At 64.6% G+C, this 20,487-nt stretch carries 19 protein-coding genes; 15 read left to right on the top strand and 4 right to left on the bottom strand.

Annotated features, from left to right (window positions below; genetic code table 11):
* Positions 1–11: 11 nt before the first annotated feature.
* Positions 12–2,447, bottom strand: a complete 2,436-nt coding sequence (ftsK, locus tag ACI766_RS12065; protein ID WP_003119977.1) for a DNA translocase FtsK — start codon at positions 2,445–2,447, stop codon at positions 12–14.
* A 227-nt stretch (positions 2,448–2,674) separates the two neighbouring features.
* Here ftsK and trxB point away from each other — a divergent pair, with 227 nt between their 5' ends.
* The 4 genes from trxB to infA all read left to right on the top strand — a co-directional run bounded on the left by trxB (position 2,675) and on the right by infA (position 5,428).
* On the top strand, positions 2,675–3,625 hold the full coding sequence (gene trxB, locus ACI766_RS12060; protein ID WP_003090421.1) for a thioredoxin-disulfide reductase: 951 nt from the start codon (positions 2,675–2,677) through the stop codon (positions 3,623–3,625).
* 37 nt (positions 3,626–3,662) lie between these two features.
* The gene (gene aat, locus ACI766_RS12055) at positions 3,663–4,343 is read left to right on the top strand and encodes a leucyl/phenylalanyl-tRNA--protein transferase (protein ID WP_003113368.1); all 681 of its coding nucleotides are present in this window, start codon (positions 3,663–3,665) and stop codon (positions 4,341–4,343) included.
* 54 nt (positions 4,344–4,397) lie between these two features.
* On the top strand, positions 4,398–5,105 hold the full coding sequence (locus ACI766_RS12050) for an arginyltransferase (protein WP_003097644.1): 708 nt from the start codon (positions 4,398–4,400) through the stop codon (positions 5,103–5,105).
* A gap of 104 nt (positions 5,106–5,209) precedes the next feature.
* A complete protein-coding gene (gene infA / locus ACI766_RS12045) occupies positions 5,210–5,428 on the top strand; it encodes a translation initiation factor IF-1 (RefSeq protein WP_002553999.1) in 219 nt (72 codons plus the stop codon).
* Positions 5,429–5,509: 81 nt separating this feature from the next.
* Here the strand turns inward: infA and clpA are convergent, their stop codons facing one another.
* Positions 5,510–7,786 (bottom strand): ATP-dependent Clp protease ATP-binding subunit ClpA, encoded by a 2,277-nt coding sequence (gene clpA, locus ACI766_RS12040; RefSeq protein WP_003090432.1) that lies wholly within the window; start codon positions 7,784–7,786, stop codon positions 5,510–5,512.
* A gap of 27 nt (positions 7,787–7,813) precedes the next feature.
* The gene (clpS, locus tag ACI766_RS12035; RefSeq protein ID WP_003097649.1) at positions 7,814–8,182 is read right to left on the bottom strand and encodes an ATP-dependent Clp protease adapter ClpS; all 369 of its coding nucleotides are present in this window, start codon (positions 8,180–8,182) and stop codon (positions 7,814–7,816) included.
* A 225-nt stretch (positions 8,183–8,407) separates the two neighbouring features.
* Here clpS and cspD point away from each other — a divergent pair, with 225 nt between their 5' ends.
* Positions 8,408–8,680 (top strand): cold shock domain-containing protein CspD, encoded by a 273-nt coding sequence (gene cspD / locus ACI766_RS12030; RefSeq protein ID WP_023087246.1) that lies wholly within the window; start codon positions 8,408–8,410, stop codon positions 8,678–8,680.
* A gap of 72 nt (positions 8,681–8,752) precedes the next feature.
* Here cspD and icd read toward each other — a convergent pair whose 3' ends face one another.
* Positions 8,753–10,009, bottom strand: coding sequence for an NADP-dependent isocitrate dehydrogenase (gene icd / locus ACI766_RS12025; protein ID WP_003090436.1), 1,257 nt, complete (start codon positions 10,007–10,009; stop codon positions 8,753–8,755).
* A gap of 358 nt (positions 10,010–10,367) precedes the next feature.
* On the opposite strand from icd, the gene ACI766_RS12020 reads away from it, so the two are divergent.
* The 10 genes from ACI766_RS12020 (at position 10,368) to ACI766_RS11975 (ending at position 20,369) form a co-directional block, all read left to right on the top strand.
* Positions 10,368–12,593 (top strand): NADP-dependent isocitrate dehydrogenase, encoded by a 2,226-nt coding sequence (locus ACI766_RS12020; protein WP_003116719.1) that lies wholly within the window; start codon positions 10,368–10,370, stop codon positions 12,591–12,593.
* Positions 12,594–12,679: 86 nt separating this feature from the next.
* A complete protein-coding gene (locus ACI766_RS12015; protein WP_003097654.1) occupies positions 12,680–13,150 on the top strand; it encodes an NUDIX hydrolase in 471 nt (156 codons plus the stop codon).
* Between the two features lie 43 nt (positions 13,151–13,193).
* The gene (gene mnmA, locus ACI766_RS12010; RefSeq protein WP_020750350.1) at positions 13,194–14,321 is read left to right on the top strand and encodes a tRNA 2-thiouridine(34) synthase MnmA; all 1,128 of its coding nucleotides are present in this window, start codon (positions 13,194–13,196) and stop codon (positions 14,319–14,321) included.
* On the top strand, positions 14,318–14,938 hold the full coding sequence (gene hflD / locus ACI766_RS12005; RefSeq protein WP_003090440.1) for a high frequency lysogenization protein HflD: 621 nt from the start codon (positions 14,318–14,320) through the stop codon (positions 14,936–14,938). The genes mnmA and hflD overlap by 4 nt, the downstream gene beginning before the upstream one ends.
* A 2-nt stretch (positions 14,939–14,940) precedes the next feature.
* Positions 14,941–15,831 carry a DMT family transporter gene (locus ACI766_RS12000; RefSeq protein ID WP_003097658.1) on the top strand — a complete coding sequence of 297 codons (891 nt, stop codon included), beginning with the start codon at positions 14,941–14,943 and terminating at the stop codon, positions 15,829–15,831.
* A 75-nt stretch (positions 15,832–15,906) separates the two neighbouring features.
* Positions 15,907–17,277, top strand: coding sequence for an adenylosuccinate lyase (purB, locus tag ACI766_RS11995; RefSeq protein WP_023087245.1), 1,371 nt, complete (start codon positions 15,907–15,909; stop codon positions 17,275–17,277).
* Between the two features lie 59 nt (positions 17,278–17,336).
* Positions 17,337–18,506 (top strand): cupin domain-containing protein, encoded by a 1,170-nt coding sequence (locus ACI766_RS11990; RefSeq protein WP_023087244.1) that lies wholly within the window; start codon positions 17,337–17,339, stop codon positions 18,504–18,506.
* The gene (locus tag ACI766_RS11985) at positions 18,499–18,924 is read left to right on the top strand and encodes a GNAT family N-acetyltransferase (protein WP_003090444.1); all 426 of its coding nucleotides are present in this window, start codon (positions 18,499–18,501) and stop codon (positions 18,922–18,924) included. Before ACI766_RS11990 ends, ACI766_RS11985 begins: the two co-directional genes overlap by 8 nt.
* Before the next feature lie 6 nt (positions 18,925–18,930).
* Positions 18,931–19,551, top strand: coding sequence for a hypothetical protein (locus tag ACI766_RS11980; RefSeq protein ID WP_003097664.1), 621 nt, complete (start codon positions 18,931–18,933; stop codon positions 19,549–19,551).
* On the top strand, positions 19,548–20,369 hold the full coding sequence (locus ACI766_RS11975; RefSeq protein ID WP_023087243.1) for a secretin N-terminal domain-containing protein: 822 nt from the start codon (positions 19,548–19,550) through the stop codon (positions 20,367–20,369). The genes ACI766_RS11980 and ACI766_RS11975 overlap by 4 nt, the downstream gene beginning before the upstream one ends.
* Positions 20,370–20,487: the final 118 nt, after the last annotated feature.

The following is a 20,487-nucleotide window of genomic DNA, read 5'->3' as shown; positions in this document are numbered from 1 at the left end:
ACCTGTCGGGTTCAATCACGAACCGGCGCCGGCGCGATGACTTCGCGGGAGCCGTTGGTATTCATCGGGGTGACCACGCCGGCCATCTCCATCGCCTCGATCATCCGCGCGGCGCGGTTGTAGCCGATCTTCAGCTTGCGTTGCACGGCGGAGATCGATGCCCGGCGACTCTCGGTGACGAAACGTACCGCCTCGTCGTAGAGCGGGTCGTCCTCGCTGCCTTCGCCGGAGCCGTCGCCGCCATCGAAGGAACCGCCACCGCTGCCGCCTTCGTCGACGCCAGCGAGGATGTCCTCGATGTAGTCGGGCGCGCCGCGCAGCTTCCAGGCCTCGACCACCCGGTGCACCTCGTCGTCGGAAACGAAGGCGCCGTGCACGCGAATCGGCAGGCCTGTGCCCGGCGGCAGGTAGAGCATGTCGCCGTGGCCGAGAAGCTGTTCGGCGCCACCCTGGTCGAGGATGGTGCGCGAGTCGATCTTGCTGGAGACCTGGAAGGCGATCCGGGTCGGGATGTTGGCCTTGATCAGGCCGGTGATCACGTCCACCGACGGCCGCTGGGTCGCCAGGATCAGGTGGATACCGGCCGCCCGCGCCTTCTGCGCGATACGGGCGATAAGCTCCTCGACCTTCTTGCCGACGATCATCATCATGTCGGCGAATTCGTCGACCACCACCACGATGGTCGGCAGGGTGCTCAGCTGCGGCGGCTCGTCGTCCGGGCTTTCGCGACGGAACAGCGGGTCGGTCAGCGGCGTGCCAGCCTCCTCGGCGTCCTTCACCTTGCGGTTGAAGCCAGCCAGGTTGCGCACACCCATGGCCGCCATCAGGCGGTAGCGCCGCTCCATCTCCGCCACGCTCCAGCGCAGGGCGTTGGCGGCTTCCTTCATGTCGGTGACCACCGGGCAGAGCAGGTGCGGGATCCCTTCGTAGATCGACAGTTCGAGCATCTTCGGGTCGATCATGATCAGTCGCGCCTCGCTCGGCGTGGACTTGAACAGGATCGACAGGAGCATGGCGTTGACCCCCACCGACTTACCGGAGCCGGTGGTACCGGCCACCAGCAGGTGCGGCATCTTCGCCAGGTCGGTGATGATCGGCCGACCGCCGATGTCGTGGCCCAGGGCCAGCGGCACGGTGGACTTGTGCTCGTCGTACTCCGGCGACGACAGCACTTCGGAGAAGCGCACCATCTGCCGGTCTTCGTTGGGAATCTCGATGCCGACGGTGGTCTTGCCGGGAATCACTTCCACCACCCGCACGCTGATCACCGCCAGCGAGCGCGCCAGGTCCTTGGCCAGGTTGGAAATGCGGCTGACCTTGACCCCCGCCGCGGGCTGGATCTCGAAACGGGTGATCACGGGGCCCGGATGCACCGAATCCACGCTGACCTCGACGCCGAACTCCTTCAGCTTGATCTCCAGCAGGCGCGACATCGCCTCCAGCGACTCGGGCGAGTAGCTCTTCTGCTTCACTTCCGCCGGATCGAGCAGCGACAGCGGCGGCAGGGTGCCCTCCACCGCCGTATCGACGAACAGCGGCGCCTGCTTCTCTTTCAGCACGCGCTTGCTCGGCTCCGGGGCCTTCGGCGGCGGTGGCGGATCGATCTTCGGCGGCGGGCGCTTCTCCCGCTCGCTCATGTGCTTGGCCAGGGCCTCTTCGCGTTCCAGCAGGCGCTCCTTGGCCTTGGACTGTTCGCGGCGGTCCGGCACGCTCGGCGCCACCACCTCGGCGACGCGCTCGTCGACCTCGCGCAGTTGCGCGACCAGTTGCTTGCGCTCGGCGCGCGCGCCCATCCAGCGATTGAAGGCGTTCTGGATCAGTTCGAAGAAGTCCAGGGTGATCTTGCCGGTGACATCCATCACCTTGAACCAGGAGAGGTCGGCGAACACCGTCAGGCCGAAGAGGAACAGGGCGAAGAACACCAGCGTGCTGCCCTGCACGTTCAGCGCATCCACCGCGACGCGGCCCAGGCTCTGGCCGATGGCGCCGCCGGCCGAGGCGCTGGCCGGCATGTGGCCGCTGGCGTGGAAATGGATGTAGGCCAGTGCCGAGCCGGCCAGGATCAGGAAGATCAGCCCGACCAGGCGCCAGGAAAACAGCCAGGTGTTCCATTCCCACGGCAGGTTGCGGCGGCGGAATACCTGCCAGGTCTTGATGCCCAGCAACAGCGGAAAGAGGTAGGCGAAGTAGCCGAGCGTCATGAACAGGATATCGGCGGATACCGCACCGAGCCGACCGGCGGCATTCTGCACCTGGTCAACCTGGCTCGAGTGACTCCAGCTCGGATCGGCCGGGTCATAGGTGAGCAGAGCCATCCACAAGTAGAGGCAGAGCGCGCCCAGCGCGATCAGGACCCCTTCCTTCAGGCGGGAATGCAGTTGCTGACGCCATGCGGCGGCATGGCTCGCGGTGGTCGAATCCTTCAAATCGCTATTTTTCCTGCGCACGGCTGGTGCTTTAGAAGCTGTCTTGGTCAAAACGCGCCTATTGTACGGCTTTAGGGAAACTCTGAAAAATCACACCCGAAATCAGCGGCAATCCGTGCGTGGCTGATCCCGGCCCCGGGGTTTTGCCGGCCTTTTGCGGATAGGTGTAGCATAGCCGGCAGAACTCTTCAGGCGGCTCCATTGGAGCACGCATTTTCTTATGTGACAAAGGCTTATGGAGTCTTTTTATGAGTGAAGTCAAGCATTCGCGCCTCATCATCCTGGGCTCCGGTCCGGCCGGCTATACCGCCGCCGTGTACGCCGCACGCGCCAATCTCAAGCCAGTGGTGATCACCGGCATCCAGCCAGGCGGCCAGCTGACCACCACCACCGAAGTCGACAACTGGCCGGGCGACGTCGAAGGCCTTACCGGCCCGGCGCTGATGACCCGCATGCAGCAGCACGCCGAGCGTTTCGACACCGAGATCGTCTACGACCACATCCACACCGCCGAGTTGCAACAGCGCCCCTTCACACTGAAGGGCGATAGTGGCACTTATACCTGCGATGCATTGATCATTGCCACCGGTGCCTCCGCGCAATACCTGGGCATGTCGTCGGAAGAAGCCTTCATGGGCAAGGGCGTTTCCGCCTGCGCCACCTGCGACGGCTTCTTCTACCGCAACCAGGTGGTCTGCGTGGTCGGCGGCGGCAATACCGCCGTCGAGGAAGCGCTGTATCTGGCCAACATCGCCAAGGAAGTCCACCTGATCCACCGTCGCGACAAGCTGCGCTCGGAGAAGATCCTCCAGGACAAGCTGTTCGACAAGGCCGAGAACGGCAACGTGCGCCTGCACTGGAACACCACCCTGGACGAGGTGCTGGGCGACGCCAGCGGCGTCACCGGCGTACGCCTGAAGAGCACCATCGACGGCAGCACCAGCGAGCTATCGCTGGCCGGCGTGTTCATCGCCATCGGCCACAAGCCGAACACCGACCTGTTCCAGGGCCAACTGGAAATGCGCGACGGCTACCTGCGGATCCACGGCGGCAGCGAAGGCAATGCCACCCAGACCAGCATCGAAGGCGTGTTCGCCGCCGGCGACGTGGCCGACCACGTCTACCGCCAGGCCATCACTTCCGCCGGCGCCGGCTGCATGGCCGCGCTGGATGCCGAAAAATACCTCGACGACCATTGATCGGACCCGGGGGAGGCCCGCCCTCCCCTACCCCGCCATGCTGACCTGGCTTTCCCGCACCGACTTCGACTTTCCACCCCTCGACAAGGCCCTGCAGGAGCCCAACGGGCTGCTCGCGGCCGGCGGCGACCTCAATCCGCAACGCCTGGTCGCAGCCTATCGCCACGGCTGCTTCCCCTGGTACCAGGATGGCCAGCCGATCCTCTGGTGGTCGCCCGACCCGCGCACCGTCCTGTTCCCCGACGAACTGCACGTTTCCCGCAGCCTGGCCAAGTGCCTGCGCCAGCAACGCTTCGAAGTCACTTTCAACCGTGACTTCCGGGCGGTGATCCAGGCTTGTGCCGCGCCGCGTAACTACGCCGACGGCACCTGGATCACCACGCCGATGCAACTGGCCTACCAGGAGCTGCACCTGCGCGGCATCGCCCACTCCGTGGAAGTCTGGCAGGAGCGACAACTGGTCGGCGGCCTCTACGGCCTGGCCATGGGCAGGCTGTTCTTCGGCGAATCGATGTTCAGCCGCGCCGACAACGCTTCCAAGGTCGGCTTCGTCACGCTGGTCCGCCATCTGCGCGACGCCGGCTTCGTCCTCATCGACTGCCAGATGCCGACCCGCCACCTGCACAGCCTGGGCGCCCGCGCCATCAGCCGGGGGGAATTCGCCGACTACCTGCAACGCTATCGCGACCAGCCTCCTACCGGCGACCTGGATTTTTAGGCGAGTTTCCGTGCCTGGCATAAACTTGCTTATGGGTCCCTGCTGGAGTTCACCATGACCGAACTCGCCCGACTGAAGTTCTACGCGACGCAACCGCACCCGTGCAGCTACCTGCCCGAGGAGCAGGCAACCACCCTGTTCCTCGATCCCAGCCAGCCCATGGACACGCAGCTGTACGCCTCGCTGTCGGAGGTCGGCTTCCGCCGCAGCGGCGACCATCTCTATCGTCCGCACTGCCAGCATTGCACCGCCTGCATCGCCGCGCGCATACCGGTCGCCGGCTTCAGCCCGAACCGCCAGCAGCGGCGCATCCTCAAGCGCAATGCGGAACTGCAGGTGATCCGCAAGCGACCGAGCTTCAACGAGGAGTACTACGACCTCTATCGGCGCTACATCGAGCAACGCCACGCCGACGGCGACATGTATCCGCCCAGCCGCGACCAGTTCGCCACCTTCCTGGTTCGCGACCTGCCCTTCTGCTGCTTCTTCGAGTTCCGCCTGCATGGCCGCCTGCTGGCCATAGCCGTGACGGACGTGCTGCCGAACGGACTCTCGGCCGTCTATACCTTCTACGATCCCGACGAAGAGCAGCGCAGCCTGGGACGCTACGCGATCCTCTGGCAGATCGCCGAGACCGAACGCCTGGGCCTGCAGGCCGTCTACCTGGGCTACTGGATCAAGAATTGCCGCAAGATGAACTACAAGACCCAGTACCGCCCCATCGAACTGTTCGTCAACCAGCGCTGGGTCGCCCTCACCTGATAGCCGTGTGGCGCTATTGTCGATTTTCTGGCACAATGCACGCCGCTTTTCACGGCCCACCTCTCATTGAAAGGGCCACCCACAGATACCGAGGGCTCTACTGCATGTCGAAAGAAGACAGCTTCGAAATGGAAGGTACTGTCGTCGACACCCTGCCCAACACCATGTTCCGTGTGGAGTTGGAAAATGGGCACGTCGTCACCGCGCACATCTCCGGCAAAATGCGCAAGAACTACATCCGCATCCTCACCGGCGACAAGGTCCGCGTGGAACTGACGCCCTACGACCTGAGCAAGGGCCGCATCACCTACCGCGCCCGCTGAGTCGACACGAGCCGCTGCGGCTCGCCGATTGCAAAAGAAAACGCCCGGCATCTGCCGGGCGTTTTCGTTGCCGCGCCCGGATCAGGCGGGCTCCGCCGCCGTGATCTCGAACTCGAAGGCCAGCTCGTCGCCCTTCAGGTCGACATGCACCAGGCCGCCATGCTCGGCCAGCTCGCCGAACAGGATCTCCTCGGCCAACGGCCGCTTGATCTTGTCCTGGATAAGCCGCGCCATCGGTCGCGCACCCATCTGCACGTCGTAGCCCTTCTCCGCCAGCCAGCCGCGCGCCGCATCGCTGACCTCGAGCTGGACGCGCTTGTCCTCCAGCTGCGCCTGCAGCTCGGTGAGGAACTTGTCGACCACGCTCTTGATCGTCTCGGTGCTCAGGCGGCCGAACTGGATGATGGTATCCAGGCGGTTGCGGAACTCCGGGGTGAAGCTCTTCTTGATCACTTCCATCGCATCGGTGGTGTGATCCTGCTGGTTGAAGCCGATCGACGCGCGCGCCGCCACTTCCGCGCCGGCGTTGGTGGTCATGATCAGGATGATGTTGCGGAAGTCCGCCTTGCGCCCGTTGTTGTCGGTCAGGGTGCCGTGGTCCATCACCTGCAGCAGCAGGTTGAAGACCTCCGGGTGAGCCTTCTCGATCTCGTCGAGCAGCAACACGCAGTGCGGGGTCTTGGTGATCGCCTCGGTGAGCAGGCCGCCCTGGTCGAAGCCGACGTAGCCCGGAGGCGCACCGATCAGCCGCGACACGGTATGCCGCTCCATGTACTCGGACATGTCGAAGCGCACCAGCTCCACACCCAAGGCCTTCGCCAACTGCCGCGCCACCTCGGTCTTGCCCACGCCGGTGGGACCGGCGAAGAGGAATGAGCCGACCGGCTTGTCCGGCGCCTTGAGCCCGGCCCGGGACAGCTTGATCGCCGTGGACAGCGACTCGATGGCGTCGTCCTGGCCGAACACGGTCAGCTTGAGGTCGCGTTCGAGGTTGCGCAGCAACTCCTTGTCGGAGGTGGTGACGTGTTTCGGCGGGATCCGCGCAATCTTCGCCACGATATCCTCGACCTGCGCCACCTCGATGCGCTTCACGCGCTTCTCTTCCGGCTGCAGGCGCTGGTAGGCGCCCGCCTCGTCGATGACGTCGATGGCCTTGTCCGGCATGTGCCGGTCGTTGATGTAGCGCGCCGCCAGCTCGGCCGCGGCGCGCAGCGCCTCGTCGCTGTACTCGATGTGGTGATGCTGCTCGAAGCGCCCCTTGAGGCCCTTGAGGATGCCATAGGTGTCTTCCACCGACGGCTCGGTCACGTCGACCTTCTGGAAGCGCCGCGCCAAGGCCCGGTCCTTCTCGAAGATGCCGCGGAACTCCTGGAAGGTGGTCGAGCCGATGCAGCGGATCTCGCCCGAGGACAGAACCGGCTTGAGCAGGTTGGAGGCGTCCATTACCCCGCCGGATGCCGCACCGGCGCCGATGATGGTATGGATCTCGTCGATGAACAGCACCGCGTGCGGGCGCTTGCGCAACTCGTTGAGCAAGGCCTTGAAGCGCTTCTCGAAGTCGCCGCGGTACTTGGTACCCGCGAGCAAGGCACCCAGGTCGAGGGAGTAGACCACGCTGTCGGCCAGCAGGTCCGGCACCTGGCCATCGACGATGCGTTTGGCCAGGCCCTCGGCGATGGCCGTCTTGCCGACCCCCGCCTCGCCTACCAGCAGCGGGTTGTTCTTGCGCCGGCGGGCAAGGATCTGCGCCACCCGCTCGACTTCATGCTCACGCCCCACCAGCGGGTCGATCCGCCCCTGGCGAGCCAGCTCGTTGAGGTTGCTGGCATAGGCGTCCAGCGGATGGTTGGACGTGGCCGACTCGCCACCTTCCTCATCCTGCATATCCTGCTCCCCATCCTGCGGATGTTCGGCATGCCCGGGCACCTTGGAGATACCATGGGCGATGTAGTTCACCACATCGATACGCGCGATGCTCTGCTGCTTGAGCAGGAACACCGCCTGGCTTTCCTGTTCGCTGAAGATCGCCACCAGGACATTGGCCCCGGTCACTTCGCGCTTGCCGGAACTCTGCACGTGGAACACCGCACGCTGCAGGACGCGCTGGAAGCCCAGCGTCGGCTGGGTTTCGCGCTCGTCGTCGTGCTGCGGGATCAGCGGCGTGGTGGAATCGATGAATTCCTGCAGGTCGCGCCGCAGCTTGTCCAGGTTGGCACCGCACGCACGCAATACCGTTGCCGCCGCCTCATTGTCCAGCAAGGCCAGCAGCAGGTGCTCAACCGTCATGAATTCATGGCGTTTGGCCCTCGCCTCCTTGAAGGCGAGATTGAGGGTGACTTCGAGCTCTCGATTCAACATGGCTTCACCTCGCTCCCAAACATCCGATCAACTGTCTTTCTCTATCTCGCAGAGCAATGGATGCTGGCTCTCCCGTGCATACTGATTGACCTGCATCGCCTTGGTTTCGGCCACGTCCCGGGTAAACAAGCCGCAGACCGCTTTACCCTGAGTATGTACCGTCAACATGATCTTGGTGGCTTTTTCCCGGTCCATGTTGAAGAACACTTCCAGCACTTCAACAACAAAGTCCATCGGCGTGTAATCGTCGTTGAACAGTACCACCTTATACAACGGTGGCGGCTGTAATACAGGCTTCGACTCCTGTACCGCGAGCCCCGCCCCTTCGTCCTCGTGCTCATGAGGCTCGGGATGGTCCTGATTGAATGTTAGTCGAATCTGGCTAGGTGCATGCATGAGGAAAAAAAGCTTTGCCTTTCTGGAAAGTTATGGACCGACATGATGTTGATCCGTTTCTCAGGCGTATGGTTCAGCGCCTTGACTAACTGCAAAAGGGTGTTACAAACAATGGAATACCCCTACAGGGTATCAGGGGTTCCGCACCCGTCTCGACCCAGGTCGGACGCGGGATCGTAGTGGATGATACTCCAGCGTTGGAGTCCTTTGCAGAGGGATATGAGCATGCTCAGCGGTAAGGTCAAGTGGTTCAACAACGCCAAGGGCTACGGGTTCATCCTGGCCGAGGGCCGAGATGAGGACCTGTTCGCCCATTACTCGGCCATTCAGATGGACGGTTACAAGACACTCAAGGCGGGCCAGCCGGTCAATTTCGAGATCATCCAGGGACCGAAGGGACTGCATGCCATCAACATCAGCCCCGCCACCGCGACAACCGCCGCACCCTCCGCCCCCGCCCCGCAGGAAGAGCCGCAGGCGACGCCCGTCGAAGCCTGACCCCAGCGCGGATGCGGAAATGAAAAAGGCCGGTGCGAACCGGCCTTTTTCTCGTTCGGGCGCTAGCCCTTCCTACATCTTGGCAATCATCGCGTCGCCGAACTCCGAGCAGGACAGCAGGGTCGCGCCGTCCATCAGGCGTTCGAAGTCATAGGTCACGGTCTTGGCGGCGATCGCCCCGTTGGTGCCCTTGATGATCAGGTCGGCCGCCTCGGTCCAACCCATGTGGCGCAGCATCATCTCCGCGGAGAGGATCAGCGAACCCGGGTTGACCTTGTCCTGGCCGGCGTACTTCGGCGCGGTGCCGTGGGTCGCCTCGAACATGGCCACCGAATCGGACAGGTTGGCGCCGGGCGCGATGCCGATGCCGCCGACCTCGGCCGCCAGGGCGTCGGAGAGATAGTCGCCGTTCAGGTTCAGGGTGGCGATCACGTCGTACTCGGCGGGGCGCAGCAGGATCTGCTGCAACATGGCGTCGGCGATCACGTCCTTGACCACGACGTTCTTGCCGGTCTTCGGATTCTTGAACTGCATCCACGGACCGCCGTCCAGCAGCTCGGCGCCGAATTCATCGCGCGCGACTTCGTAGCCCCAATCCTTGAAGGCACCCTCGGTGAACTTCATGATGTTGCCCTTGTGCACCAGGGTCACCGAACTGCGGTCGTTGTCGACGGCGTATTGCAGGGCCTTGCGCACCAGGCGCTTGGTGCCTTCCTGGGAAACCGGCTTGATGCCGATGCCGCAGTTCTCGGTGAAGCGGATCTTCTTGACGCCCATTTCCTCGGTGAGGAACTTGATGACCTTCTCCGCTTCCGGCGAACCGGCCTTCCACTCGACGCCGGCATAGATGTCCTCGGAGTTCTCGCGGAAGATCACCATGTCCACGTCGCCGGGCTTCTTCACCGGGCTGGGCACGCCTTCGAACCAGCGTACCGGGCGCTGGCAGACGTAGAGATCGAGTTGCTGGCGCAGGGCCACGTTCAGGGAGCGGATGCCGCCACCGACCGGGGTGGTCAGCGGGCCCTTGATGGAAACCACGTAGTCGCGTACGGCGTCCAGGGTTTCCTGGGGCAGCCAGGTGTCCTGGTCATAGACCTGGGTGGCCTTCTCGCCGGCGTAGACTTCCATCCAGGCGATCTTGCGCTCGCCCTTGTATGCTTTTTCCACTGCAGCGTCGACAACCTTGATCATGACCGGGCTGATATCGACGCCGATGCCATCACCCTCGATGAACGGGATGATCGGGTTCTTCGGTACGCTCAAGGACATGTCGGCATTCACAGTGATTTTGTCACCGGTCGCCGGCACCTGGATCTTTTGGTATCCCATGCTGAACTCCGTGTTGTGGTTAAAACCCTGTTGCAGCCTTCTAGGGTAGCCCAGTTGTCCGCCCGGAAACCACATCTTCCTTAGTCTAAACAGGCGAGCGCATCAGCCCGGCGAGAGGGTGGTATACTGCGCGCCATGACTTCGCAGTCATCGAGGTCCGAGCAGTCTGGGACCAGACCCTCTCCCCTCGCAGCGTCGGGTTCGCCACCATGAACCCGCCGTACAACGCTCTACTGGCGCCCCTATATCCCGCGGCATATCTCGATTTCGATTCAACCCGATGTTGAGCGAAGGCATCGCGTCCACCAACGCGTATCGAGACTCTGTGCGCGCCCAGCAAAAAAGAGAGTTACCGTAGATGTCCATCCGCTCGAAGATCACCTACACCTTCACCGACGAAGCACCCGCGCTCGCCACCTACTCGCTCCTCCCCATCGTCAAGGCCTTTGCCGCTTCCGCCGGCATCGACGTCGAGACCAGCGACATCTCTCTTGCAGGACGCATCCTGGCCAACTTCGCCGACCGCCTCGAAGCCGACCAGCGTATCGAAGACGACCTCGCCCGCCTGGCGGTCCTGGCCACCTCGCCCGACGCCAATATCATCAAGCTGCCCAACATCAGCGCCTCGGTGCCCCAGCTGAAAGGCGCGATCGCCGAGCTGCAGGGCCTGGGCTACAAGGTTCCCGACTTCCCGGAAGACCCGCAGACCGACGAAGAGAAAGAGGTTCGCGCACGCTACGCGAAGATCCTCGGCAGCGCCGTGAACCCGGTCCTGCGCGAAGGCAATTCCGACCGTCGCGCGCCTGCCGCAGTGAAGGCCTACGCCCGCAAGCACCCGCACTCCATGGGCAAGTGGAGCATGGCCTCGCGCTCCCACGCCGACTACATGCGCGGCGGCGACTTCTTCTCCAGCGAACAGTCCATCACCATGGCCAAGGCCGGTGACGTGCGCATCGAATTCGTCGGCAAGGACGGCAAGGTCGAGGTCAAGAAGCAACTGAGCCTGCAGGAAGGCGAAGTGCTCGACAGCATGTTCATGAGCTGCGGCAAGCTGCGCGACTTCTTCGAGAAGACCCTGCAGGACTGCAAGGAAACCGGCGTCATGTGGTCCCTGCACGTCAAGGCGACCATGATGAAGATTTCCCACCCGATCGTCTTCGGACATGCGGTGAGCGTCTACTACAAGGACGTCTTCGACAAGTGGGGCCAACTCTTCGAAGAGCTCGGCGTGAACCCGAACAACGGTATCTCCAGCGTCTACGACAAGATCAAGTCGCTGCCCGCCTCCCAGCAGGAAGAGATCCTCCACGACATCCACGAGGTGTACAGCCACCGCCCGGAAATGGCGATGGTCGACTCCGTGAAAGGCATCACCAACCTGCACATTCCGAGCGACGTCATCGTCGACGCCTCGATGCCGGCGATGATCCGCAACTCCGGCCAGATGTGGGGCAAGGACGGCAAGCAGAAAGACACCAAGGCGGTAATGCCGGAAAGCACCTACGCCCGCATCTACCAGGAGATGATCAACTTCTGCAAGACCAACGGCGCCTTCGACCCGACCACCATGGGCAGCGTGCCGAACGTCGGCCTGATGGCGCAGAAGGCCGAGGAATACGGCTCCCACGACAAGACCTTCGAAATGACCGCCGACGGCACCATGCGCGTGGTCCTGGCCGACGGCAGCGTGCTGATGCAGCACGACGTGGAGACCGGCGACATCTGGCGCGCCTGCCAGACCAAGGACGCACCGATCCGCGACTGGGTCAAGCTGGCCGTCACCCGCGCACGCCAGTCCGATACCCCGGCGATCTTCTGGCTGGACCCGGAGCGCGCCCACGACCGCGAACTGCGCAAGAAGGTCGAGCTGTACCTCAAGGACCACGACCTGACCGGTCTCGACATCAGCATCATGGGCTACAACGAGGCCATTCGCGTCAGCATGGAACGCCTGATCCGCGGCAAGGACACCATCTCGGTGACCGGCAACGTCCTGCGCGACTACCTGACCGACCTGTTCCCGATCATGGAACTGGGCACCTCGGCCAAGATGCTCTCCATCGTTCCGCTGATGGCGGGCGGCGGCATGTACGAAACCGGCGCCGGCGGCTCGGCACCCAAGCACGTCCAGCAACTGGTGGAAGAGAACTACCTGCGCTGGGACTCCCTGGGCGAGTTCCTGGCCCTGGCCGTGTCCCTGGAGGAAACCGGGATCAAGACCGGCAACGCCAAGGCCAAGCTGCTCGGCAAGGCGCTGGACGAAGCCACCGGCAAGCTGCTGGACAACAACAAGTCGCCGTCGCGCAAGGTCGGCGACATCGACAACCGCGGCAGCCACTTCTACCTGGCGATGTACTGGGCCCAGGCCCTGGCCGCCCAGGACGAAGACGCCGAACTGAAAGCGCACTTCGCACCGCTGGCCAAGGCCCTGACCGAGCAGGAAGCGACCATCGTCGCCGAACTCAATGCGGTCCAGGGCAAGCCGGCCGAGATCGGCGGCTACTATCGCTCCAACCCGGAGCTGACCAGCAAGGTGATGCGCCCCAGCGCCACCTTCAACGCGGCGATCGACAGCCTGGCCTGATAGCGTCACGCTGACGAAGCAGAAACCCCGGGCCTACGCTCGGGGTTTCTTTTTATCGAGGCCTTTTCCGTACCGAGGAGACATCCATGAGCTGGCATCCCCATGTCACCGTAGCGACCATCGTCGAGGACCAGGGCCGCTTCCTGCTGGTCGAGGAACAGGCCGACGGCCGCGAGGTGCTGAACCAGCCCGCCGGGCACCTGGAGCCCGCCGAAAGCCTGCTCGAGGCCGCCCTGCGCGAAACCCTCGAGGAAACCGGCTGGGAGGTCGAGCTGAGCGCCGTCACCGGCATCTACCTGTACACCGCGCCGTCCAACGGTGTCACCTATCAGCGCGTATGCTTCGCCGCCCGCCCCGTGCGCCACCACCCCGAACGCGCCCTCGACGACGGCATCATCGGCCCGCGCTGGCTGACCCGCGACGAACTGGCCGCCCAGCCGCAGCGCTGGCGCAGCCACCTGGTGCTGCGCTGCATCGACGACTACCTGGCCGGCGGCCGCTATCCCCTGGCGCTGATCCGCGACACCCACGTGTCGCCCTCCCTGCCCCAGGCCTGATAGAATCCGCGTTTTACGAATTCGCCCGTGACGCCTGATCGCTATGTCTGAATCCGCCCCCACCCCACGCCGCGAGCGCGTGATCGTCGGCATGTCCGGCGGCGTCGACTCGTCCGTCTCCGCCCTGCTCCTGTTGCAGCAGGGCTATCAGGTCGAAGGCCTGTTCATGAAGAACTGGGACGAGGACGACGGCACCGAATACTGTACCGCCCGCGAGGACCTGGCCGACGCCCAGGCCGTCTGCGACCGGATCGGCATCAAGCTGCACACGGCGAACTTCGCCGCGGAATACTGGGATAACGTGTTCGAGCACTTCCTTGCCGAGTACAAGGCCGGCCGTACGCCGAACCCGGACATCCTCTGCAACCGCGAAATCAAGTTCAAGGCGTTCCTCGACTACGCGCTGATGCTCGGCGCGGACCTGATCGCCACCGGCCACTATGTGCGGCGCCGCGACCGCGACGGGCGCACCGAGCTGCTCAAGGGCCTGGACCCGAACAAGGACCAGAGCTACTTCCTGCACGCGGTGGGCGGCGAGCAGATCGCCCGCAGCCTGTTCCCCGTCGGCGAACTGGAGAAGCCGGAAGTCCGCGCCATCGCCGAGAAGCATGGCCTCGCCACGGCGAAGAAGAAGGACTCCACGGGCATCTGCTTCATTGGCGAGCGACGCTTCACCGATTTCCTCAAGCAGTACCTGCCGGCCCAGCCGGGCGACATCGAGACCACCGAAGGCAAGGTCATCGGTCGCCACAGCGGCCTGATGTACCACACCATCGGTCAGCGCCAGGGCCTCGGCATCGGCGGTCTCAAGGAAGCCGGCGACGATCCCTGGTACGTGCTCGGCAAGGACCTGCAACGCAACGTGCTGCTGGTCGGCCAGGGCAACGACCACCCGCTGCTGTTCTCCCGCGCCCTGCTGGCCTCGCGAATCTACTGGGTCAACCCGGTCGAACTGGAGCGGCCGCGCCGCCTGCGGGCCAAGGTGCGCTACCGGCAGAGCGACCAGGACTGCGTCCTGGAGAAAATCGCCGAAGGCTACCGCGCGGTGTTCGACGAACCGCAGCGCGCAGTGACCCCGGGGCAATCGGTGGTGTTCTACGACGGCGACGCCTGCCTCGGCGGCGGCGTGATCGAAACGGCGGAAGCCTGGGATTTCGGAGGACGCCCGTGAGCGATCCGCGACAGCAACTGATTGCCCTCGGCGCCGTCTTCGAATCCGCAGCCCTGGTCGACAAGCTGGCACGCACCGGACAGATCAGCGAAGCCCCGCTGGGCTGCATGCTCGGCAGCCTGCTGGCGCGCAACCCGGCCAGCACCCTGGACGTCTACGGTGGCGACAGCCTCAACCTGCGCGACGGCTTCAAGGCCCTGGCCAGCGCCCTGGAGCGCAAGCCCGGCAGCCTGCAGCGCGAACCGCTGCGCTACGCCCTGGCGATGCTGACCCTGGAACGGCAACTGGACAAGCGCGGCGATATGCTCGACCTGATCGGCCAGCGCCTCGACCAGGTCGAACAGCAGGTCCAGCACTTCGGCCTGGTCCACGAGAACGTCATCGCCTCGTTCGCCAGCATCTACCAGGACACCCTCAGCACCTTCCGCCAGCGCATCCAGGTACACGGCGACATGCGCCACCTGCAGGTCAGCAGCAACGCCGCGCGGATCCGCGCCCTGCTGCTCGCCGGCATCCGCTCGGCGCGGCTCTGGCGGCAACTGGGCGGCAGCCGCTGGCAGATGGTATTCAGCCGGCGCCGGCTGCTCAACGAACTCTATCCCCTGCTGCGCGGCTAGCCATGGCCATGGCCGGGAGCCAGCCGCAACGGCGCAACAGCCCGACCCAGGGCGCCGCCATGCTGGCTCTTTCGGCGCTGTTCTTCGCCCTGATGGGCGGCCTGATCCGCGAGGCCTCCAGCACCGTCAACAACGAAACCGTGGTGTTCTTCCGCAACCTCGTCGGCGTGCTGTTCTTCCTGCCCCTGGCGCTGACTCGCGGCATCGGCCCGCTGCGCACCCGCCGCCCGCTATCGCACCTGCTGCGCACCACCTACGGCCTGGGCGGCATGTACTGCTACTTCTACGCCCTCGCCCACCTGCCGCTGACCGACGCCATGCTGTTCAGCTATGCCGCGCCGGTGTTCACGCCGCTGATCGCACACCTGTGGATCAAGGAGCCGCTGACCCGCCGCATGATGGTCGCCACCCTGGTCGGCTTCCTCGGCGTGCTGCTGGTGGCCAGGCCCAGCGGCGCGGTAGTGGCGCCGATCGCCCTGGTCGGCATCGCCTCCAGCCTGATGGCTGCCTGCGCCTTCGTCTCGATCCGCGAAATGAGCGACAGCGAGCCAGCCTATCGCATCGTGTTCTACTTCGCCCTGTTCGGCACCCTGTTCTCCGCCGTGCCGCTGGCCTGGGCCTGGCAGCCGCTGAACGGCCAGGAACTGCTCCTGCTGCTCGGCGCCGGACTGTTCGCCAGCCTCGGCCAACTGACCATGTCGCAGGCCTATGCCCTGGCCTCCCCGGGAGTGATCGGACCGATCGCCTACATGGCCATCGTTTTCGCCGGGGTGATCGCCTGGCTGCGCTGGGACGAACTGCCCAGCCACACGTCGCTGCTCGGCGCCGCCCTGATCTTCGCCGCCAGCCTGATCCCCCTGCTGGGCAACCGCCCCGCCGAAAGGCCCCGCTGAATGCCCCACCGGGGCGCACCTTTCATGTATGATATGCGCCCCTTTTTCGTTGACTTCCAGCCACGAGAACGTCTCATGCAGCTTTCCTCGCTCACCGCGGTATCCCCCGTCGATGGCCGCTATGCCGGCAAAACCAGCAGCCTGCGTCCGATCTTCAGCGAATACGGCCTGATCCGTTTCCGCGTCATGGTGGAAGTCCGCTGGCTGCAGCGCCTCGCCGCCCACGCCGGGATTCCCGAGGTCGCGCCGTTCTCCGCCGAAGCCAACGCCCTGCTCGACAGCCTGGCCAGCGACTTCCAGCTGGAACACGCCGAACGCATCAAGGAAATCGAGCGCACCACCAACCACGACGTGAAAGCCGTGGAGTACCTGCTCAAGGAACAGGCCGCCAAGCTTCCGGAGCTGGCCGCGGTCAGCGAGTTCATCCACTTCGCCTGCACCTCCGAGGACATCAACAACCTGTCCCACGCCCTGATGCTCCGCGAGGGTCGCGACAGCGTGCTGCTGCCGCTGATGCGCCAGATCGCCGAGGCCATCCGCGAACTGGCGGTGAAACTCGCCGACGTGCCGATGCTGTCCCGCACCCACGGCCAGCCTGCCTCGCCGACCACCCTGGGCAAGGAACTGGCCAACGTCGTCTACCGCCTGGAGCGGCAGATCAAGCAGGTCGCCGACATCGAGTTGCTGGGCAAGATCAACGGTGCCGTGGGCAACTACAACGCCCACCTGTCCGCCTATCCCGAAGTCGACTGGGAAGCCAACGCGCGCCAGTTCATCGAAGGCGACCTCGGCCTGACCTTCAACCCCTACACCACTCAGATCGAGCCGCACGACTACATCGCCGAGCTGTTCGATGCGATCGCCCGCTTCAACACCATCCTCATCGACTTCGACCGCGACGTCTGGGGCTACATCTCCCTCGGCTATTTCAAGCAGAAGACCGTGGCCGGCGAGATCGGCTCCTCGACCATGCCGCACAAGGTCAACCCGATCGACTTCGAGAACTCCGAGGGCAACCTCGGCATCGCCAACGCGCTGTTCCAGCACCTGGCCAGCAAGCTGCCGATCTCGCGCTGGCAGCGCGACCTGACCGACTCCACCGTGCTGCGCAACCTCGGCGTCGGCATCGCCCACAGCGTCATCGCCTACGAGGCCAGCCTGAAGGGCATCGGCAAGCTGGAGCTGAACGCCCAGCGCATCGCCGAGGACCTGGACGCCTGCTGGGAAGTCCTTGCCGAGCCGGTGCAGACCGTGATGCGTCGCTATGGCGTGGAAAACCCCTACGAGAAGCTGAAGGAACTGACCCGCGGCAAAGGCATCAGCGCCGAAGCCTTGCAGACTTTCATCGAAGAGCTGGCGATTCCCGCCGAGGCCAAGGTCGAGCTGAAGAAGCTGACCCCGGCCGGCTACGTCGGCAATGCCGCCGCCCAGGCCAGGCGCATCTGAGCACCCAACCCTTTTGCACGCCCGGCTGCGCCGGGCGTTTTTGTTTCAAGGACTTAACCATGAATGCTGATACTCCCCTGCAACTTCTGGGCGGACTGACCGCTGCCGAATTCCTCCGCGACTACTGGCAGCGCAAACCGCTGCTGGTCCGCCAGGCGATCCCGGACTTCGAAAGCCCGCTGTCCGCCGACGAGCTGGCCGGGTTGTCGCTGGAGGAGTCGGTGGAATCGCGCATCGTCCTCGAACACGGGAAAACCCCGTGGGAAATGCGCCGTGGCCCGTTCCAGGAGGAGGACTACCAGCACCTGCCGGAACAGGACTGGACCCTGCTGGTGCAGGCGGTCGACCAGTTCGTCCCGGAAGTCGCCCAACTGCTGGAGCAATTCCGCTTCCTGCCCAGCTGGCGGATCGACGACGTAATGATCAGCTACGCCGCTCCCGGCGGCGGCGTCGGTCCGCACTTCGACAACTACGACGTATTCCTGCTTCAGGGCCACGGACGCCGGCGCTGGAAAGTCGGACAGATGTGCAGCAGCGACAGCCCGCTGCGCGAGCACGCCGACCTGCGCATCCTCGCCGGCTTCGAACAGAGCGACGAGTGGGTCCTGGAGCCCGGCGACATGCTCTACCTGCCCCCGCGCCTCGCCCACTACGGCATCGCCGAAGACGAGTGCATGACCTACTCGATCGGCTTCCGCGCGCCCAGCGCCGCCGAAGTGCTGACCCATTTCACCGACTTCCTCGGCCAGTTCCTCTCCGACGAGGAGCGCTACACCGATGCCGGCCTGCAACCGGTAGGCGACGATCCGCACCAGATCCAGCGCGACGCTCTGGAGCGCCTGCAGGGCCTGATCCAGGAGCACATGAGCGACGAGCGCCTGCTGCTGACTTGGTTCGGCCAGTTCATGACCGAGCCGCGCTATCCCGAACTGGTTGCCGGCGAGGAGATCCCCGAGGAGGAGCTGTTCGGCGCCCTCGAGGATGGCGCGCTGCTGGTGCGCAACCCCAGCGCCCGCCTGGCCTGGAGCGAGATCGACATCGGCCTGGTGCTGTTCGCCAGCGGCCAGAGCGTACTCCTGCCCGGGCAGCTCAAGGAACTGCTGAAGCTGGTCTGCTCGGCCGATGCGTTGCATCTGGAAAACCTCGGCCAATGGCTGGCCGATGACGATGCGCGTAAGCTGTTGGCGGAGTTGGTCAAACAGGGCAGTTTGGAGTTTGCAGATGAATAAGATCCGCGTACGCGTAGCCGACTGGCAGAAGGACAATGCCGAGCTGCGCCGCATCCGCGAAGCGGTCTTCATTGCCGAACAGTCGGTTCCGCCGGAACTGGAGTGGGACGCCGAAGACGACGAAGCCGTGCATTTTCTCGCCTATGAAGGCGAATACGCGATCGGCACCGCGCGCCTGCTGGGCGACGGGCACATCGGCAGGGTCTCGGTACTCAAGGACTGGCGCGGCCTGAAGGTCGGCGACGCGCTGATGCGCGCGGCCATCGAGGAAGCCGAGCGACGCGGCCTGAAGCGCCAACTGCTGACCGCGCAGGTCTATGCCATACCCTTCTACGAGCGACTGGGCTTCAAGGTCGACAGCGGCGAGTTCCTCGACGCCGGCCTGCCCCATGTCGACATGGTTCGCGACAGCGACTGAGGCCCGATGAGCGACGCCCCGGAGACCTCGCCGGCCGACCTGCCGGCCATCGAATTCAGCTCTCCGGGGTGCTTTGCGGTACGCAACCCGGCCAGCGCCGCGCTGCCTGCGGAACGCTGGGAACCAGCGCCATTCCGCCTCGGCGAACATGAGCCGCTGGAGCGCTTCGAGCATCCGCAGGAAGCCCGCGCCCATGCCCTGGCCCTCCTGCAGCAGGCCCGCCGCTCGCTCTGCCTGCACAGTCCCGACCTGGAAAGCTGGCTCTATCACCACAGCAGCATCCAGGAAGCCTGCACCCGTTTTCTCCTGGCCAATCCACGCAATCGCCTGCGTATCCTCGTTGGCGACAGCGCCCAGGCCGTGCGCAACGGCCACCGCCTGATCAACCTTTCGCGCCGCCTGTCGAGCAACTGCCTGATCCGCCGCCTCAACCCGGACTACCCTAAAGAGGACGACGCCTTCCTCCTGGCCGACGACCAGGGCCTGCTGCTGCGCCCGAAACCGGCGCAACCGGCGGGCTATGCCTGCTACCGTGCCGCCGGGCGGGTGCGTCAACTCCAGGCCCGCTTCGAGCAGGCCTGGGACACCAGTCTTTCCGACCCGGACCTGCGGAGCTTCCTCCTGTGACCCTGTTGCGCACCACCCTGCTCTCCTCGCTGTTGGCGACAGTCGTTCTCGGCGCCTCGGCCGCCCCGCGCACCGAAGTGATCCCGCTCAACTACCGCACCGCCGACGACGTGATGGCGGTGGCCCAGTCGGTCATCGGCAGCGAAGGCAAGGTCACCGCCTATGGCAACCAGTTGATCGTCAATGCCGAGCCGGCGAAGATCCGCGAGTTGCAATCGGTCCTGCAGCAGATCGACTCGCGCCCGCATCGCCTGCTGATCACCGTGGATACCAGCGAGAACCTGCAACAGGACAGCCGCGGCTATTCGGTGGATGGTTCGGCCAGCGCCGGCAACATCGAGATCCAGAGCGGCCGCGGCGAGGTCAACGGCAAGGATCGAGTCCGCATCATCCGTCGCTCCACCGACAGCCGTTCCGGCGGCAGCCAGCAGGTCCAGGCCACCGAGGGCTACCCGGCGCTGATCCAGGTCGGCCAGAGCGTCCCCATCACCAGCACCGCCACCGGTCCCTACGGGCAGATCTACAGCCAGACCGAATACCGCAACGTCAACCGCGGCTTCTACGTCACCGCGACGCTGACCGGCAACCTGGTGCACGTCACCATCAGTTCCAGCAATAACCGCCTCAGCCAGAGCCATCCCGGCGTCATCGATACCCAGAGCACCGACACCCGGGTCAGCGGCAAGCTCGGCGAGTGGATCACCCTGGGCGGCGTCAGCGAACAGAACCAGGCCGACCAGCACGGCTTCGTGCGTCGCTACTCGACCCAGGGACGCGACGACACCAGCCTGCGCCTGAAAGTCGAAACCCTCGACTGACCGACGGCGCTCTTTCCAGCGCGAATTGCCTCCCGCTCCGGCAAAGCCGCGGGGCGCGGGCTTTTGCGGGCATTTTCGATGCAAACGGAAACATCTCGACCAGACAAGACCATCCGGT

It is taken from the genome of Pseudomonas sp. DL, assembly GCF_047199225.1.
Lineage (GTDB): Bacteria > Pseudomonadota > Gammaproteobacteria > Pseudomonadales > Pseudomonadaceae > Pseudomonas > Pseudomonas aeruginosa.
Note: the sequence above shows the minus strand (reverse complement) of the source record. Positions and strands in the feature narration are given on the sequence as shown.

What these genes read in the sequence shown, in the direction of transcription:
- clpA (WP_003090432.1), bottom strand. Translation starts at nt 7,786, where the DNA reads ATGTTGAATCGAGAGCTCGAAGTCACCCTCAATCTCGCCTTCAAGGAG.
- clpS (WP_003097649.1), bottom strand. Translation starts at nt 8,182, where the DNA reads ATGCATGCACCTAGCCAGATTCGACTAACATTCAATCAGGACCATCCC.
- ACI766_RS12050 (WP_003097644.1), top strand. Translation starts at nt 4,398, where the DNA reads ATGACCGAACTCGCCCGACTGAAGTTCTACGCGACGCAACCGCACCCG.
- trxB (WP_003090421.1), top strand. Translation starts at nt 2,675, where the DNA reads ATGAGTGAAGTCAAGCATTCGCGCCTCATCATCCTGGGCTCCGGTCCG.
- infA (WP_002553999.1), top strand. Translation starts at nt 5,210, where the DNA reads ATGTCGAAAGAAGACAGCTTCGAAATGGAAGGTACTGTCGTCGACACC.
- ACI766_RS12020 (WP_003116719.1), top strand. Translation starts at nt 10,368, where the DNA reads ATGTCCATCCGCTCGAAGATCACCTACACCTTCACCGACGAAGCACCC.
- aat (WP_003113368.1), top strand. Translation starts at nt 3,663, where the DNA reads ATGCTGACCTGGCTTTCCCGCACCGACTTCGACTTTCCACCCCTCGAC.
- icd (WP_003090436.1), bottom strand. Translation starts at nt 10,009, where the DNA reads ATGGGATACCAAAAGATCCAGGTGCCGGCGACCGGTGACAAAATCACT.
- ACI766_RS11990 (WP_023087244.1), top strand. Translation starts at nt 17,337, where the DNA reads ATGAATGCTGATACTCCCCTGCAACTTCTGGGCGGACTGACCGCTGCC.
- ACI766_RS12015 (WP_003097654.1), top strand. Translation starts at nt 12,680, where the DNA reads ATGAGCTGGCATCCCCATGTCACCGTAGCGACCATCGTCGAGGACCAG.
- cspD (WP_023087246.1), top strand. Translation starts at nt 8,408, where the DNA reads ATGCTCAGCGGTAAGGTCAAGTGGTTCAACAACGCCAAGGGCTACGGG.
- ACI766_RS12000 (WP_003097658.1), top strand. Translation starts at nt 14,941, where the DNA reads ATGGCCATGGCCGGGAGCCAGCCGCAACGGCGCAACAGCCCGACCCAG.
- ACI766_RS11985 (WP_003090444.1), top strand. Translation starts at nt 18,499, where the DNA reads ATGAATAAGATCCGCGTACGCGTAGCCGACTGGCAGAAGGACAATGCC.
- purB (WP_023087245.1), top strand. Translation starts at nt 15,907, where the DNA reads ATGCAGCTTTCCTCGCTCACCGCGGTATCCCCCGTCGATGGCCGCTAT.
- ACI766_RS11980 (WP_003097664.1), top strand. Translation starts at nt 18,931, where the DNA reads ATGAGCGACGCCCCGGAGACCTCGCCGGCCGACCTGCCGGCCATCGAA.
- mnmA (WP_020750350.1), top strand. Translation starts at nt 13,194, where the DNA reads ATGTCTGAATCCGCCCCCACCCCACGCCGCGAGCGCGTGATCGTCGGC.